This window comes from Marinobacter sp. UBA2688 (genome assembly GCF_002352785.1).
GTDB classification, from domain to species: domain Bacteria; phylum Pseudomonadota; class Gammaproteobacteria; order Pseudomonadales; family Oleiphilaceae; genus Marinobacter; species Marinobacter salarius.
In genome coordinates this window covers 428,923-446,307 of sequence record NZ_DELU01000026.1, presented here as the reverse complement: position 1 = coordinate 446,307, position 17,385 = coordinate 428,923, and the positions used below count along the sequence as shown (strand labels likewise).

Here is a 17,385-nt window from a genome sequence, read left to right as displayed (position 1 = left end):
ATGTGGGCGTTCAGTGAAGGCCAAGACATTGGCGGAAAAAGACCCGCACAAACCGCTCCATAGGCTCGGTAGACTTCAGAACCTTGGCTCTGAGGATGGCGCCTTCCCAGCCGGAAAGCAGAAAGCTGGCGACGTCGGCAGGATCAATGGATGCATCGATATCGCCGGCCTGGCGAGCCTCTTCAACACAACGCTCAAAGCGTTTTTCCCAACCCTGGAAAACGGTGTCCAGGCGCCTGCGGAAGGTTTCGTTCTGCCCGGCCAGTTCCTGGCCAAGATTGCCAATCAGGCAGCCCCGGGTGAATTCGCAGCTGGTCATGGTTTCCAGACCAGTGTCGAAGTAGGCCCTAAGGCGGTCCACCGCCGAGCGGGTGTGGTCGTTCAGAATCCGATCCAGCTTGGTGTCGTATTCCTGCGCAAAGGTGTCGATGACAGCCAACCCGAAATCGTTCTTGCTGCTAAAGTAATGGTAGAACGACCCTTTGGGTACACCGGCGGCGGTCAGCACGGCATTGATGCCCGTCGCGCCGAAGCCTTTTTGACCAATCAGGTCGGCGCCGGTGTGGATGATGTGATTGCGGGTGTCGTTCGATGTCATGGCTGGTATATTAGACCGGTCGTCTAGTAAGCGTCAAACCCGTAAAACCCGAGACATTTTATTCCGAACCACGTTCAAGGAGTCTGCCAGTGATTAAATCCCGTGCTGCGGTGGCGTTTGCCCCCAACAAACCGCTGGAAATTGTGGACGTTGACGTCGCCCCGCCCCAGAAAGGGGAAGTGCTGGTGCGTATCGTCGCCACCGGCGTCTGCCACACGGACGCCTACACGCTGTCCGGCGCCGATTCCGAAGGGAATTTTCCGGCCATCCTCGGCCACGAAGGCGGCGGCATTGTTGAGGCGGTTGGTGAAGGTGTCACCTCCGTCGAAGTGGGTGATCACGTGATCCCTCTTTATACCGCCGAATGTGGAACATGTAAGTTCTGTACGTCCGGCAAAACCAACCTGTGTGGTTCCGTGCGCGAAACCCAGGGCAAGGGAGTGATGCCGGACGGTACCTCCCGTTTCTCCTACAAGGGTGAGCCTGTCTATCACTACATGGGGTGCTCCACCTTCTCGGAATACACGGTATTGCCGGAAGTTTCCCTGGCGAAGATACCCAAGGATGCACCACTGGACAAAGTCTGCCTTCTGGGCTGTGGCGTCACTACCGGTATCGGCGCGGTGCTGAACACAGCGAAGGTGGAAGAAGGCGCGACGGTCGCTATCTTCGGTCTCGGCGGAATCGGCCTGGCGGCGATTATTGGCGCCACCATGGCCAAGGCCAGCCGCATCATCGCCATCGACATCAACCCCGGCAAGTTCGATATCGCCAGACAGCTGGGCGCCACGGACGTAGTGAACCCCAAGGACTACGACAAGCCGATTCAGGAAGTCATCGTTGAAATGACAGACGGCGGTGTGGACTACTCCTTTGAGTGTATCGGCAACGTCAACGTGATGCGCTCAGCCCTGGAGTGCTGTCATAAAGGCTGGGGTGAATCCATCATCATCGGCGTGGCCGGTGCCGGTGAGGAAATCAGCACCCGGCCGTTCCAGCTGGTTACCGGCCGGGTCTGGAAAGGTTCTGCGTTTGGTGGCGTGAAGGGCCGGACGGAACTGCCCGGCTATGTCGAAAAGGCCGAGAAAGGAGACATTCCACTGAACGTGTTTATCACCCACAACATGCCTCTTGAGGACATCAACGAGGCGTTTGAGTTGATGCATGAGGGGAAGAGTATTCGGACGGTTATTCATTTTTGATAAGGCATAAAACCACCCTTCCAGTCTGGGCAGGGACGCCCGCTTTCCAGATTTCTGCGCATTTTGGTTAGGCCCTGCGCATACGGGATAACCCTTACACCACAACCCTCAGCAGAATGAAGTTGACCACTCACAGGTGGCTCAACAACAAACTGACTGAGGGCATGAAATGTATAACAACAATGCACTGCTTCGTCGGTTGGGTATGGCCCTGGGGCTGATGGCAGCCTCGATGATGGCCTCCGCTGATAAGGCGGGCAAACCCAACTTTCTCCTGATTGTGGCCGATGACCTGGGCTACTCGGACATCGGCGCCTACGGCGGGGAAATCGAAACCCCAAGCCTGGATGCCTTGGCGGATGAGGGCGTCCGCATGACCAACTTCCATACCGCACCAACCTGCTCTCCTACTCGGTCCATGCTGTTGTCCGGTACTGACAGCCATCAGGCCGGTATCGGTAACATGGCTGAACTACTCACTGCAGAGCAGAAAGGTAAACCCGGTTACGAAGGGTATCTGAACGATCTCGTAGCAACCCTTCCAGAAGTCCTTCGAGACAATGGTTACAGTACGTCGATAGCCGGTAAGTGGCACCTCGGTCGGACGGAAGAGCTGAGCCCGGCAGCTCGTGGTTTCGATAACTCCTGGGTGCTTGTCCAAGGTGGCGCCAGCCATTTTGATGATGGGCGCGCCATTATTGGTGTCGATCCAAAGGCAATCTATCTGGAGGATGGGAAGCAGGTTGAGGCGCCTGAAGGTTTCTACTCATCTAACTTCTACGCCGACAAGGTCATCGAATATATCGATGCTGCAGAAGACAAGCCTTTCTTTAGTTTTCTTGCATTTACCGCACCCCATTGGCCGCTCCATGCACCAGAGTCCTACATAAACAAATACGAGGGCCAGTATGGCGAGGGCTATGAGGCAATTCGCAAGCAGCGTGTGGGTAAGATGAAGGAGATGGGGCTCATAGGCCATGAGCTTTCAGCCAATGTTCCGTTTGATGAACTTCCCACCTGGAATGAACTGACTGATGAGCAGCGCAAGATTGAAGCCCGCAAGATGGAAGTATACGCGGCCATGGTCGACAACATGGACCACAATATCGGCCGTGTGATGGGCTATCTGGAGGAGACGGGCGAGCTGGACAACACCGTCGTGCTGTTCATCTCCGATAACGGTGCCGATGGCAATAGCCCGGAAGTGTTGCCCAGGAATAAGGAATGGATTGCCTCCGAGTACGACAACAGCTACGACAATATCGGCCGTCCTGACTCTTACATCTGGTATGGCGCTCAGTGGGGGCAGGTCAGTGCTACGCCATATCCTATGTGGAAGGCATACCCGTCCCAGGGCGGCTTGCTGGTTCCGGCCATTCTCAGCCTGCCGGGTCAGTCCGGTGGCGAAATTAACCACGAGTTCTTCCACGTGATGGATGTTATGCCCACCTTTCTGGAGTTGGCGGGTATTGAACAGCCCACAAGCCCCTATAACGGCCGTGAAATTTTCGATATCCAGGGCGTGTCCATGCTCCCAGGCCTGAATGGTAAAGCCAAGACAAACCGCGTTGTTGGTTGGGAGTTGCTGGGCCGTGCCGCGGTGCGTAAGGGCGACTGGAAAATCCGGCTACTGGAAGAGCCCTATGGCCAGGGAGAGTGGCAGCTGTTCAACCTGGAAGAAGATCCTGCTGAAACAACCGACCTGGCTGCGGAGAAGCCGGAAAAGCTCAAGGAAATGCTAGTGGAGTGGGACGCATACATTAGCCGCAACGGTGTCTTTCCTGCTGATCCTGCGGACATGAGGAAAGTAGGTTACAGCTTCACCACCTGCCTGTACGGCAAGTGTGTTGAGTAACCGCGCCCCGCAAAAACAAGCAGGAGAACTAGTATGACAATCCGTAAAACTGTTTTGGCAGCTGCGGTTTCCGCCGCTGTCGCGACCCCCGCAATAGCGGTAGAGCTGGAGCAACCGGAGGCGTACGGCTATCTGAGCGCCGGTGCCCTGAAAATTGAAGGTGCTGATGCCGAGGCTGAGGCTTTTGAACTGGAGCTGGGATTGAGGGGCAAGGCGGTCATCGACAAGGGGCTGAACCTGAACTATGCAGTTGAGGTGGATCTGGCCGCGGCCGCCAACGATGCTGATAGCCGCAATCCGGGAGGAGAAGCGGAGGTACACGTCAAAGAAGCAAAGTTCTGGCTACCGACCCGTTACGGCATGTTTGTAGTGGCGCCGCGCGGAACGAGTGGGCAGTGGGTAGACATCTATAGCCCCATCAATCATTACGAATTCAACGAGCCCCACGCTGATCTCCACCCTGACGGAATTTTTGCCCAGCCGGACAGGACATCCGGGACATTTGCCTATCACACACCCTGGTTAATGAAGACCAAACTGGTAGTGGCGGCAATTACGCTGAATGACAGCAACGATCAGGATGTGGACGGTAGAGCAATTCGCCTGGTTCACAAGAGTGAGAATCTTAATTTTGCGGTTGGAACAACGATGTTGATGCAGGAACAACTGCCACCATTCGCCACCGACGATTACCAGATCTCCGCCGCCGGAGCTAGCTACAGCCTTGGGGGCCTGACACTGGGCGCGGTTTGGGAACACAACTCCAACTCACCATACCCCCTGGCGCCTGATGGTAAGGCAGACTATGACTCTTACGGTATATCGGCCAACTACGTTGCGAGTAGTGGGGCGGGTGTTGCGATTGGGTACAAGGAAAAGAACCATGACTATAACGCTGAAGATGAGAGCGTTTACACCCTCAAGGTGGAACAGCGAGTGGCACCGCAGATGAAAGTCTGGGCCGAGACCGGTCAGTACGACACTCTGCCAAGCAACTATGCGGTGGGCTTTAGCTTGTCTTTCTGAACATGAAAGCGTCTTGCCCGGCCTATACCGTCCTGGACCGGGCCTTTTTAGGCAACACGAAGTGCGCATTTCGGCGCTGCCGCACGGTTTCCGAAGGCAGCTCGCCGAAGGCCTCCTGGTACTTGCATGTGAAATGGCTGAGGTGATTGAAACCGTAGGAGAACGCAGCATCGCCGATGTTGATATCCGGGTCCGACAGGAGCGTTTCCCTTACGCCTTTGAGCTTATGACGAAGAATGAATTTAGCAGGCGTGGTGTTCAGGTAGGTTCGAAAACCGGACTCAAGGGAGCGCCTTCTGGCTCCGGTAACACGAAGCAAATCGCATACTGATATGGGTTCCCGAATATTCGCCAGAATCCAGTCTGTTGCGAGCCGGATACGCGCTGGCAGAATATTCAGGTTTTCGGTTCCAGGCCGGTGGAGTTGATCTGATAACTGAGCTACCAGGAGACTCTCCCATTGTTTTTGAACTGAAACCCCGATGTTTCCCTGATAAATCTGGTGCTGCGCTGCCAGGCACTCAATGCCGTTTTTAAGCAACTGAGCATCCTGGTGGTTTCCAGACACAAGGGTCGTGTCGTCCCGCAGGAGTTCGAGGCTTGGAACGCCCAGGTTGTCAATCAACGTTTGTTTGGAGAGGTTTATAACGACGGATCTGGTGGATTTTTCCCAGACCAGATCTGCGAGCTTCCCCGGCGCGATTAAAAGCAAACTGTTGGGGGGAATATCCTGGTTCAGTGCGTTGCAGTGAATGCGACCTGACAATACCAGTATCGCATGGAAGGTTGACTGTGCATCCGACTGGACATGGACTTTCTCCGACCATTGAGCACCAAAGAGAGTAGAGCCCCCCAGTGGTTGGCAGGTCAGCAGATTGTTAGCGCTCCCACTAGCGGACAGCGGTGACACTTCCCGATCATCGATGCGGGAGTTGATAAAGCAACGGGCTTCCTCAAAATCGGAGGACTGAACGCCGATGTTGTGGGAAAAGGGAACGTCGTCTTTCTTCATAGCGCAATATCGTTGTTTTTGTATGCTCTGTTCGGAATTTCCATCCGTTTTGTTGAGTATTATAAGCAATGGACAGGCCAGCTGTAGTGGGTCTCAGCTCGGGCCTTGCAGGACAAAGGCAACGGAAGCCAATAAGGCGATCCAGACGCGATAATCAGTTAAGCATCTGGTAAATACCCGACGTTCACGACGCGAGATTGAACGATATGATTAACCCTGACCGGTGTTTGTCGGTGTTCTTTTGTCTGGTATTAACAAGCGCAGGTGTTGTCGCTAAACCGGCAGATTGCGCCGGTTGTCATGCAGATGAAGTGGAACAATGGAGTGAGTCGCAACATGCGGCGGCGATGGCGCCTGCCAGCCCAGGTTCTGTATCAGGCGATTTCTCCGGGGCGACCTACAGCGACGACGATCTTGAGGTCCGGTTCAGCCGCACTGAAAATACCTACGTTATCCATACCACTGAAGGCAGGAAAACAAAGCAATGGACGGTGCGATATACCTTCGGTGTTTATCCGTTACAACAGTATCTGATCGATATCGGTAATGGCAGGCTCCAGGCGTTAAATATTGCCTGGGATTCCCGGGACGAGCCCGAAGGTGGTCAGCGCTGGTTCAGGCTGGATCAAGCGGGTGAAAACCATCCCGGAGATGCCATGCACTGGACCGGCATCTACCAGAGCTGGAACAACCAGTGCGCGGATTGCCACTCCACTGGGCTAGAGCGCAACTACGATACGCAAAGCGATACTTACAATACCACCTGGGATCACGTTGCAGTGAGCTGCACTGCCTGTCATGAAACGGCACAGGCACACGCCGAAGCCAAGCACCAGGACAGGTCCCTCGGCGCCGGCGTCGATCTGGCGGCGATGGGAGCCTGGCTGGTCAGTGAAGGTGGCCGCCCGCCACGACACACGGGAAAATCATCCAGTGATGCGCAGGTGACTACCTGCGGGCGTTGCCACTCGTTAAGGACCAGTCTGGCCGACACTAAGGGCGGCCAGGTCCATGACCAGTATAGCCTGAGCCGGCCAGAGCAGCCGCTGTATTATTCCGATGGCCGGGTGCGGGAAGAAGTGTTTGTGCTGGGCTCCTTTGAGCAAAGCAGAATGTTTCAGGCCGGCGTGGTATGCAGCGACTGTCACAACCCCCACAGCGGGGAACTTAAAGCAGAGGGAAACGCCGTCTGCGCGCAGTGCCACGATGCCGGCGATTTTGATACGCCGGAGCATCACCATCATCCTGAAGACAGCGGCGGGGCCCTGTGTGTGAACTGCCACATGCCAGAAACCACCTTCATGAAGATTGATGACCGCCGTGAACACAGCTTCATGGTGCCGCGGCCGGATGTCTCGAAAGCTAGTGGTAGCCCGGATGTGTGCCTGGCGTGCCACTCTGACAAGGAGCGCGACTGGTCAGTAGCCACAGTGGGTGGCTGGTTCCCGGAACTCTATGAGACTGATACCTGGTATCACGTTCAGCAGCAGGACATAGCAGAGGTGACGGCTTACCTCACAGACTCTGACAAACCGGCACTACGCCGGGCTACGCTGTTGGAGCGATGGGGTGAAGCGCTGGCCCGGAACAAACCATCACTTGTCGCGGAACTGCTCCGGAGCAAACATGCGGTGATTCGTGAGAGTGCCTACAGAGTGCTGCGCCATGGGGCCGAAGATCAGGCCCTGAAATTGGCGGTAGTCGGCCTTAATGATCCATCCCTTGCGGTACGCATCGCAGCCTTCGAAACGCTGGTGAGGCTGGGTCAAACCCTGGATTCAGGGGCCTGGAAAAATGCCCGGAACGAATACGAGCGCTTCCTGGATGTTCAGTCAGACCTTCCCTCGGGCCTTGTCCTGAAGGCCCGCTACCTATTGGCGAACGACATGATCTACAAGGCCGAAAAGACGTTAGACCGTGCCCTGGAGAAAGACCGTGGTTATGTCCCGGCAGCCATTCAGCTAACGGATGTTCTCCGCTCTGGAGGTCGTAACCGTGAAGCGATCCAGTTGATTGACTCAACGCTGGAGGCATCGCCGGGTGAGGCGCAGCTGGTTCACCTGCGTGGCTTGATAAACCTGAAGCTGAAGGACTACCCAGCAGCCCTGGAAAATCTGGAGCAGGCCGCTGAGCTTGCCCCGGAGCAATGGTTGTTCGGCTACCGCTACGCGGTGGCACTGTATCAGCTGGGCCAGAAGGATAAGGCCCGTGAGGTGATCGCGTCTTTGCTGGGCCGGTTCCCCGACAATCGTCGCATCCGGGCGCTGATGAGCCATCTTTAATGAATAAAAAAGGGCCCGATAATACGGGCCCAAGGGGTACACCAGCCTTAACTGCCGGTTGCGCGGAGATGCTGCACGTTGAACATATTGGGGGGGGACAGCTCGGGGTCGACCTGGCCCTTGAACTGGCCGGTGGTGCAGTGGCTGGCCTGCACGTCGATCATGCTGAAGCTGTCGTCAATGGATACACCGGTACCCTCGTTCTTGGGCAGGTGGTGGTCTGGATGGGCCTGTCCGATGGTGAAGGTTTTCCACAGGCTGCCCTTACGGTCATAGGCGACGGTGCGGGGAATGGTGAACGTCTGGGCGTCCATGTAGTGGATACGTTTCGACAGCGGATGGCTTTCATCCACCGGTTTCGCCTCCACTTCGTACACCTTTCTGAGCTGCCAGGTGATGTCCGGGAAACAGCCGCCCTTGCCACTGAAAGCCACCACCTGGTAACCATTGCTGTCGCTGTGGGTTTCTTCGTCCAGCTTCAGCTCGTTGTGGTTGTAGAACGGCATCAGCATGTAACGGGTGCCCTTATAGGTCCAGTCCATGTCGGAAATGCGGCCGTTGTAGCCCTCGAAGTCTTCGATCATCAGGTCCGAACCGAGAAAGGCATCGGTAACCTGGCCTGTGGCCAGGCGGCGCACGCGGCGCTGGAAGCCCAAATAGAGCCAGGAGTTATCACGTTTGAGGTCGTCGGCGGCCCGGTGAATCAGAAGTTGCGTATTGCGGACGTCCGCTGGGTCGAGTACCTGTACATAGATGGCGCGGAACAGGTCAGACGGGTTGGGCGTGATTTCCGGGGTGGGTTCCTGTATCACTCGGCCCTTGTAATTCAGGAAGTGGAAGTTGAATTTGATGGTCCGCTCCACCTTGGCTGATTCCATGTCCCGGTACTTCCAGTAGAACGGCATGATGGCGGCACTGTCGCCCCAGTTGTAGCCGTACTTGTAGTTCCAGGCCAGTTTTTCGCCGGCGCGGGGGTCATCCGCATCCGGCTCCTGCGGGAACGGGCGACCGGCTTTCCAGCCGTTAATTTCCCCGACCTGCTCACCCAGGGAAACCTCACCCAGGGCGTTGCGGGTTGCGTCCACATAGGCAGGGTGCAGGTCGAAGGACGTGGTCTTTCCCACGGCAATGGATGTCCAGCCGTTCTCGATGAAGGTATAGAAGGCCGGATCGATCACGTCCTTGAACTGTGCCACGTTGGATTCGTCGATGGTCATGCCGGCGCTAAGCCCTTCGTGGCTTGGCATTTGATCCTTGTATGGATGGAACGATTCGTTGATGACCTTGTCACTGGCAAAGGCGCCAGCGGAGAAGGCGCCCGCCGTAAGACCGATCACCAGGCCATTAAACACGGATTTTCGGAATGCTCGTTTCATGATGTTTCCTCTATATCAGAAGCTGTAACGCATGGTCAGTTGAAGCTCGTCTTCTTCCTGAGCCATTCCAATGGGGCCAGATTGGAAGCGGCCCAGCGGCTCGTATCCACCCAGGCCGGCAGACTCCCCGGCCGGTTGCCCCGGATAGGTGGCGGTGAACGGATCCCAGGGGTTGCAGCTACGGCAGTCATCGAATTTGCGCGCGCCGGTACCCACCTTGATGTTTGCACCGGCCGTGACACGGAAGTTGTCACTGACCAGCCACTCAACAGACGGCGCGATCGCGGTTGCCCCGGCTCGGAAATCATGTGCGGTGATGATCTGCGGGCTGAGGCGGCCATTCATGTAGAAGCCTTTGATCAGCAGGGTGCCTGTCCAGTTTTCTTTCCAGTCGGGAATACCGGCTTCACCAAACCGACGCTGCTCGCGCTCGTGATCCAGGATGTGCTGACCGAATACCTGGCCGGAGAACAGGAATGCCTGGTGTTCGTTCAGGAGGGGAATGAAGATGTTCTTGTCAGCGCCGACCACGTAGCGAACCACGTCGCTCTCGGAGTAGAGATCTTCCTCCAGCGTATTGGCGAATTCCTCGCCGGTGGTATAGGCCGCTTCAAGCCTGAGGACGGTATCAACACTCTGGGCGTAATAATCCAGGGAGCCACCGAACAGGTTGACCCTCGGGAAGTGGATATCGAAGGCAATCAGGCTTGGCCATATACCGGTTTCACCGGTAAAGCCGTTTTGTGCGGGAATACCGCCCCGAAGAGAGGGCAGTTGGGAGCGATAGGTCAGGGCGTTGAGCGAGAAGCCCAGATCACCATAAACGCCTTCCATCTTGAGGCCGACCTGGGTATTCGCCAGGCTCCAGCTTGGCATGTGCGCTTCGCGGATACCGATCTGGCCGGGGCCGAAATCCGTTGCCGCTTCGCCGCCTGCGAAGTTGGCCACTGTGCCACCATTTTCCCAGAGGCTGTTCATGCCGCGGAAGAAGCAGCCGGCATCGAGAATAACGTTGGGCTGACCGCACTGGCCGATATCGTGCGGGCGGAACTTGTCGAAGTTCCATACCAGCTGGAAATTAAGGTCGTCGAAGGCGAGGCCATCGAACACCTCGGTTGGCCCCATGCGGTAGTCGGTCCGGAGTATCCACATGGGAATCCGGATGTCTTCCAGTTCGTCGTAGATATTGTTGCGGGAGTAATCCACCGGGTTGATCACATCCAACACCCGAAAAAGGTCGGTACGTCCCCAGATGACTTGCTGCTTGCCCAATCGGGTGCTGAGGATATTACCGTTCGAGAAGTTGTAATCGAAATCCACGTAGAGTTCGCGGATGAAATCGGCGCGGTCGTTGAACTCCTGGAATCGCATGTCGTTGGTGTCTTTGTCCAAATAACCGTCGATACACCCTCGTTCGTCCTCGTCACAGGGGCGAACCGGCACGCCGAAGGCTACACCGCCGTCGGTATCATGCAGGTTTTCACCCAACACGATCATGCCTTCGTTGGGGTTGTTCGCTTCACTGAAGGAGTTCGGCAGCTTCAGGCCGCCACCGTGGGGCACGGTGGCGTTGGGTCCCGCTGCCCGGTTTTCCAGGCGGACCGGTCCACCGGCATTGCGGCCGTATTCGTCATCATTAAGGTCGTAAACACCGTCATAGCTACCACGGAGCGTGGCGTTGACGGAGACATTACTGAAAATGCCGACATCTCCAGCCCGTTTCTCTGCTTCCAGCTGTAGTGTGTTGCGGAATTTTGAAAGCCCTACGCCATCCCGGCCGTAGGTTGCATTCTCGTAGAAGCCGTTTACCCGGGTATCTTCCTGGGCGACGGCGGAGTTGATTGGTAACAGCGCCAGGCCGGCACTTCCCGCAAGGGTATAGCACCAGAGCCTCAGGCCTTTTATTGTTGTTTGCATGGCATGTCCTCGTTACAGGTTTTAGTGGAGTGTCCTACCGGGCTCAGGCCCGGTACGGCTCTCCCGGCACGAACCCATCCTCTTGTTCCCGTGGGGAACCGGACGATGGAGATGGTGTTGGTGGATGACGATCAGCATGGAGAATGCCGTCTTCGTCGGCGTAAACATCGGTAACAAAGCGAGGCTTGAAGACCAGTACCCAGGAAGGCACCAGAAGCATGGCCGCGATGCCGTTGATCACGATCATGACGCACAGCAGCAATGCTGCATCAGACTGGAATCGGAGGTCTGAGAAAATGACCCACATGATGATGCCCGCCATCAACGTCAGCGCGGTGAAACTGATGGCCATGCCGGTGGTGGATATGGCTCGCCTGACGGCGTCCCTCAGGTTGCCAAGTCGGGCCATTTCTTCCCGTATCCGGTCCATCATGTAGATGGAATAATCGATGCCGACGCCGATACCCACGGCAATCACCGGCACGGTATTGATGTCGATATTGAGCGCATTAAAGCCCATATAGGCGTAGGTGAGAGTGGTTGCGAAAATCATCGCCAACAGCATCATCAGCCCGGCGTGTAATGAGGTGTAGAACAGCATGACAAAGGCAAAGATCAGCAGGAAAACCAGTGGCAGAACAATGACATTGGTCTCGAAGGCTGATTCGTTCATTGCGGCGGCAACACCAAGGGTTCCCCCCGCGAGTTTGATGGTCAGGCCCTCAACGCTGTCACCGTTCTCCGCGATCCATTCCTTGGCCATGTGAATGGCACGGCGGATGGTCTCGCCCTGGCGGTCCTTGTAATAGAACACCAAGTTGGCAACGCGGTCGTCGGTGTCGTTGAATTCATCAAGGGCCCCGGGAATCGGGCTGGAGGCCATGTAGGTAAACATCAGCCCGCCGACATAGCCCGCATCGTGAGGAATCTGGTACCAACGGGGGTCGTCGTTGTGCATCAGGCGGTTAACTTGCTTAACGAGGTCGGGCAGGCCTTTGCTGCCGCCCACTTCCGGGTCCTTCAGCATGTGGGATTGCAGATCAGAAAGGGCAGCCAGTACCTCCGGACGTTTCAGGCCCCCTTTCTCTTCGGTTTCCGCCACGATGTAGAGCTCCTCGGAGCCCGGGAAGCGCTCATTCACCACGCGGGAAGAAACGTTGTAGTCGTGGTCGGGATACAGGATGGGAGAGCCTGGCTCCGAGTCGCCAATCTGCACGTTGGACGCCGCTAATAGTCCTGCGGCCATCGCCAGTGCCGCGACACTCAGCACCACTTTCGCCGCGCCTGGCCGTGCAACCGTGCGTGAGCAACTGGCGCCGATATGGCGCAGGGCGGTTTCGCGCAGGTTCGGGTCTTTGGGCGTTGGCAGAATGGATAACAGAAGTGGCACGCCGATCAGCACCGTGAACACAACAGTGATCGCCCAAAGGGAAGCATAGATGCCCAGATGGGTATTCAACGGAATGGACCCGATGGCAATGAGCGACAGGCCAATAGCATCCGACACAACACCCAGGGAACCAGGGCGGAAAAGACTGTCAAAGGTCGCTTTTGCGGCTTTGGGGCCACTACCCAGTTCGCGGGTTTCCGCATAGTAGCGTTCAACGAGCTGTACGCCATGGCTCATCGCCCTGGCTGCAATCAAAAAGGGGATCACCAGCCCGAGCGGATCCAGGTTGTAACCGAGCAGGCTGATGATCCCAAGCCCCCAGATCGTGGAGACCAAAACGCCGCCCAGGGGGATCAGCACACCGTAGGCCTTGCGGAAATGGAAAACGAGTAAGGCCAGCATGGTGATTACGGTGAAAATAAAGATCTGGAGGATCTGCTCCATGTACGTGTAGGCCCACCCCACCAGGACTGGCTGTCCCGTGGCGTAGATCCTGACTCCCGCGCTTTCCTCCGCTTCACGCAGCTGTTGTAACTGTGCAAACGTCTTTTCGTAATCCAGCTTGCCTTCAATCAGTTGCGCCTTGACCAGGGCCATTTTCATATCTGGAGACACAAGGGGGCCGTACACCCGTGGGTTGGCCGCCACATCGGCTTTCATGGCAGCCAGTGCTTCCCGTGAGTACTCGCCGGAGGTGGAGTCGTAGTAGGGTTCCGAGTTGATGCTGCCGACTTCCGTAAGCCAGATTTTGCGGGAATTCCGGTGAGTCACGCTGGACACAAGGTTGTGGTTAACCCCGGGCAGGTTGTCCACGGCCTGGGTGATTCGGTCGATCTTGGCGAGATTCTCGTTGGTAAAAATGTCGCCATCTTCGAATTCGACACCCACCGTAAGAACGTTGGCGCCGCCAAAGCTGTCCTTGATGCTGTTGTGCAGTTCGATATAGGGATGTTGCTGCGGCAGCAGGTCGGCGAAGTCGGTGTAGATTTTCAGCCCGGGGATACGCAGGGCGAACGCCAGCGTGAGGATGGCGATCACGCTCAATACCTTGCGCGGGTTGTTGAAGATCCATAGCTCCAGCGAATGCAGGAGATGGGTGAATCGATGCAGTCCAGGCATGGCGGAGTTCCTCAGTCAGTGCTGGCCGAGTGGGCCACGGGAGTTTCAAGGTTCAGCAGCAGGCCACGGCCACCAGCGGCGAGTAGTCGGTGGTCGGGGAGAATCAGGCCGGTACGCAAATACAGGGGTTGGTCGGACGCGGAGATCTTCTGCCAGGATCGCCCCGTCTGCTGCAATACGGTGGCGTTATCCGCCAGGGCGTATAACCCTGAAGGGCCGGCAACGAAACCGAATATCGGGGCGTTGATGCCGGTGGGGGATTTCTCCCAGTTCTCTCCGCCGTCGGCGGTGTGGTAGATGAAACCGTTCAGGCCGCCAACCCAACCTTCATTGTCTGAACGGAAATAGCTGGAATGGGCGTAAAACTCATCCGGAAGGTAGCCGGCATAGTCCCAGTTCTCTCCGCCGTCCGTGGTTTTGAGTACCAGGCCATACTCACCGGTTATGAAAGCATGGTCGGCATCGATGAACTGGAGGTTGTTGAGGATGGCGTCTTCGTTGAGTGAAGTCTCAGTCCAGGTCTCACCCTGGTCAGCGCTGCCCTGAATAGTGGTGAAAGCACCTGCTGCCCACCAGTTGCCGTCCGGAGCGCAAGCGGCGGTCATCATCTGTTCCTGGCTGGGCAGGGAATGCGCCGTCCAGTTATCTCCGCTGGTATCGCCATGCCAGATTTCGTTGTTGAACGTCAGCGCAATAAAGCTGTTGTCCGGGCATACGTCCAACGCAAGGAAGCTTTCCGACGTTGGCGTCTGCCGTTTCCAGCTTTCTCCGTTGTCTGAGCTGACCAACACAACACCGTTGTTGCCAGTCAGCACGATAACCTCGTCATTGCGAGCAATGGCTTGATAGAAATCGGTCCGTTTAACGGCCTGTCCCGACTGATCTCGAACCGCGTCAAGATCCAGGGGCGCTTCGCAACCCGTTAACAGAACCGAAAACAATCCGACCAGCGATACGGCTGCGCCGGTAGTGCGCCATTTGCGCAGGGGGGCATTTCGCATTTTATGTCACCGTCTTTGTTTTTGTGGATAACGCGACTGACGGTGATTTAGCAACGCGTGTGCCATGCACGTTTTCGCGCTGTTAACTGTCTGTATTTAATGGTGAAGGTGACGGTTTTAGAGAGCTTTAGGGAAGTTTGGTGGGGCAGTTAATAGGATTGAGATTTATCAAATGATGAAACGGGTGGGGCGTTTGTTGATATCGTCAAACCAGAAAACGAACCGTGGACATCCCTGTCATGGCGCGACGGTTGTGGTTCAGCTTTCGGCGAGAATGCCGGATTTCTTGAGCCGGTAGGCGAGAGCGGGGCGGCTCAGACCAAGGATACGCGCTGCGCCGGAAACGTTCTGGTTGGCCTCTTCCATGGCACGCCGCATCAGCGTTTCCTCGACATCGTCCAGGCCGATGCCATTGCCCAGTATCTGGCTGGCCCAGTCGCCCCTGGACGTTTCAGATGTCTTTTCAACAAGTTGTCCGTGGCTGTCGACAATACCCTGGGGCTGGCTAGGTTGCGGCTCGGGAACACCTGCAAACAGGGATTCGCGGCTGATGGACTCATTGTTGTCGGTCAGGATGACGCCACGCTCGATAACGTTTTCAAGCTCCCGGATATTTCCCGGCCAATGGTAGTGCAGGCAGAGTTCAAGGGCCTTGTCGGAGAGCCCGAGCGTGCGCTTGTTATACTCAGAGTGGAATTTATTGAGGAAATGTTCGGCCAGCAGCGGCAGGTCTTCCAGCCGTTCCCTGAGCGGCGGAATTTTCACGGGGAAGACATTGAGGCGATAAAACAGATCAGAGCGGAAACGGCCCTCTTCCACGGCTTTTTCAAGGCTTTCGTTGGTAGCCGCAATAACCCGGACATCGACCGCCCGTGTGCGGTTGTCACCCACGCGCTCCAACTCCCCTTCCTGCAGCACCCTCAGCAGTGTGGCCTGAGCCCGGGGCGTGAGCTCAACCACCTCGTCGAGAAAAATGGTGCCGGTGTTGGCTCGTTCAAACCGGCCCGGCCGGGACTGGTTGGCACCGGTGTAGGCGCCTTTTTCCACGCCAAACAGTTCCGCTTCGATCAGGTCCGGGGGAATAGCGGCGCAATTGACCGCGATAAAGGGTTGTTCGGCTCGTTCACTGCGAAGGTGAACGCTGCGGGCAATCACTTCCTTGCCTACGCCGGTTTCGCCTAGCAATAAGACCGACACTTTACCCAGAGCGGCCTTGTCGATCATCTTGCAGACCTTGTTGTAGGAGGCGGACTGGCCTATGCCGTAATACTGCCCCTCCTGCTTTTCGAGGCTGCTGCGTAAAGAACTGACTTGGCTCTGGAGGTCATACAGTTCTTCCATGATGGTGTCTGCCTTGAAGTATTGGGCAAATTCGGCGGCGTCCTCCCATTCCTCGGCAGGCTTGCCCACGATCATGCATTTTTCGTCACCACAGCCACGGCAGCTGACCTCGCGAAAGATGATTTCCCGGCCCATAAACGAGGAGGTGTAGGCGCAGGCGTATCCAAGCAGTGACCAGCAGACCGGTTCATCCATCTGCCCAAGTTCTGTCTGGCAGATATCCACTTCAAACGAATCAACCCATTCCAGCTCGCCATAGAAGCTGCCGGAGTCGTGATCAATGTCGATCTCCATGGGAACGACTTTGACCATGCCCTTGAGTGAATGCAGTTGGGGGCCAGCGAGAAAGATGTCGAGTTCACTGCAGTGCGGGCGAAGCTTCCGGGCCAGTTCGGCGTCTTTCAGTCCGGACTGGTATCCCAGGCGCAGGAGAAAGCCCTTCGCGCGCTCAATACCCATGGTATTCACCATTTCGCGACGAAAGGCGGCCATGGCACTGACTTGCATCAGTAGCATGCGTTGCTCGCCAAACCAGATTTTGCCTTCCGTGCTCTGGAACCGGATCTGCTCCGTAAGATCCTGAAAATCCACATACTGCAATTGTGGTTTGTAGGTAATAGCCATACTCAGGAGCCCCGTTTGTAATTGTATGGGGTCGCGTCCTGGAAAGGTCGTCCAGCGCGAAGGCAGCCGAACGCCGCCTTTTTCATATAACACCCTATCCTTGTCACAAATCAATCAAATGATGAAATTTCAGGCGAAAGTCACGGTTGGCTGCTGATCTGAGCATTTGCTCAGATCACGATTTCATGTTGATCAAATGATGAAAAATTCGTCTGGCTTCCTGATCTCACCCTTCGATAATCCACTCTGTATCAGCGCCCGCCTTTCTATATAAAGCCTTTTAAAACAGAAGTCTGGGTTTTTATTGACGGCAGGTTTCGATGCTTGGCACAGCGGTTGCTCCAGCTGTGGCAACCCATAACAAACACAAGGGTGTCAACGATGACTGAGCATGCAAAAAGCTTCGACGAGCTGACCCGCTACATCCGGGTCCGAAGTGGGCCAGAGGACAGATTCGTAGAGTTCGATTTTGCCATCGGACATCCCGAACTGTTTGTTGAGCTTGTCCTTCCCCGCGAAGCGTTCGAAATCTTCTGCAAGCACAACAATGTCGTTCACATGGATTCCGACATGATCCGCGAGATTGATGCGGACATGGTCAAGTGGCGCTTCGGCGAGAAGGGTCACCGCTGAACGTCACCA

Annotated in this window: 12 protein-coding genes; 5 read left to right on the top strand and 7 right to left on the bottom strand. The window is 56.2% G+C overall.

The genetic code is table 11. The features are described from left to right. Positions 1 to 10: 10 nt before the first annotated feature. A complete protein-coding gene (locus tag B3M52_RS17475) occupies positions 11 to 598 on the bottom strand; it encodes a TetR/AcrR family transcriptional regulator (RefSeq protein ID WP_091641575.1) in 588 nt (195 codons plus the stop codon). 89 nt (positions 599 to 687) lie between these two features. Here B3M52_RS17475 and B3M52_RS17470 point away from each other — a divergent pair, with 89 nt between their 5' ends. From B3M52_RS17470 to B3M52_RS17460, 3 genes are all read left to right on the top strand, one after another. Then, positions 688 to 1,800: an S-(hydroxymethyl)glutathione dehydrogenase/class III alcohol dehydrogenase gene (locus B3M52_RS17470; RefSeq protein WP_151982949.1), complete on the top strand. Its 1,113-nt coding sequence runs from the start codon at positions 688 to 690 to the stop codon at positions 1,798 to 1,800. Positions 1,801 to 1,969: 169 nt separating this feature from the next. Beyond that, complete coding sequence (locus tag B3M52_RS17465; protein ID WP_226909967.1) at positions 1,970 to 3,655, top strand: arylsulfatase; 1,686 nt, start codon at positions 1,970 to 1,972, stop codon at positions 3,653 to 3,655. 33 nt (positions 3,656 to 3,688) lie between these two features. Further along, positions 3,689 to 4,681: a porin gene (locus tag B3M52_RS17460; protein WP_075195494.1), complete on the top strand. Its 993-nt coding sequence runs from the start codon at positions 3,689 to 3,691 to the stop codon at positions 4,679 to 4,681. A 22-nt stretch (positions 4,682 to 4,703) separates the two neighbouring features. Here B3M52_RS17460 and B3M52_RS17455 read toward each other — a convergent pair whose 3' ends face one another. Then, positions 4,704 to 5,693, bottom strand: a complete 990-nt coding sequence (locus B3M52_RS17455) for a helix-turn-helix transcriptional regulator (protein WP_075195493.1) — start codon at positions 5,691 to 5,693, stop codon at positions 4,704 to 4,706. A 206-nt stretch (positions 5,694 to 5,899) separates the two neighbouring features. Between B3M52_RS17455 and B3M52_RS17450 the strand changes: the two genes are divergently transcribed. Then, complete coding sequence (locus B3M52_RS17450) at positions 5,900 to 7,975, top strand: tetratricopeptide repeat protein (RefSeq protein ID WP_127402338.1); 2,076 nt, start codon at positions 5,900 to 5,902, stop codon at positions 7,973 to 7,975. Between the two features lie 47 nt (positions 7,976 to 8,022). Here B3M52_RS17450 and B3M52_RS17445 read toward each other — a convergent pair whose 3' ends face one another. The 5 genes from B3M52_RS17445 to B3M52_RS17425 all read right to left on the bottom strand — a co-directional run bounded on the left by B3M52_RS17445 (position 8,023) and on the right by B3M52_RS17425 (position 16,743). Further along, entirely contained in the window at positions 8,023 to 9,351 is a 1,329-nt protein-coding gene (locus B3M52_RS17445) for a DUF1329 domain-containing protein (RefSeq protein ID WP_007152875.1), read from the bottom strand. Between the two features lie 15 nt (positions 9,352 to 9,366). Next, entirely contained in the window at positions 9,367 to 11,268 is a 1,902-nt protein-coding gene (locus B3M52_RS17440; RefSeq protein ID WP_075195491.1) for a DUF1302 family protein, read from the bottom strand. 43 nt (positions 11,269 to 11,311) lie between these two features. Next, positions 11,312 to 13,777 (bottom strand): efflux RND transporter permease subunit, encoded by a 2,466-nt coding sequence (locus B3M52_RS17435; RefSeq protein WP_075195490.1) that lies wholly within the window; start codon positions 13,775 to 13,777, stop codon positions 11,312 to 11,314. Between the two features lie 11 nt (positions 13,778 to 13,788). After that, positions 13,789 to 14,778, bottom strand: coding sequence for a WD40/YVTN/BNR-like repeat-containing protein (locus B3M52_RS17430; protein WP_041333553.1), 990 nt, complete (start codon positions 14,776 to 14,778; stop codon positions 13,789 to 13,791). A gap of 258 nt (positions 14,779 to 15,036) precedes the next feature. After that, complete coding sequence (locus B3M52_RS17425) at positions 15,037 to 16,743, bottom strand: sigma-54-dependent Fis family transcriptional regulator (RefSeq protein WP_075195489.1); 1,707 nt, start codon at positions 16,741 to 16,743, stop codon at positions 15,037 to 15,039. Between the two features lie 381 nt (positions 16,744 to 17,124). Here B3M52_RS17425 and B3M52_RS17420 point away from each other — a divergent pair, with 381 nt between their 5' ends. After that, positions 17,125 to 17,376: a phenol hydroxylase subunit gene (locus B3M52_RS17420; RefSeq protein ID WP_041333555.1), complete on the top strand. Its 252-nt coding sequence runs from the start codon at positions 17,125 to 17,127 to the stop codon at positions 17,374 to 17,376. Positions 17,377 to 17,385: the final 9 nt, after the last annotated feature.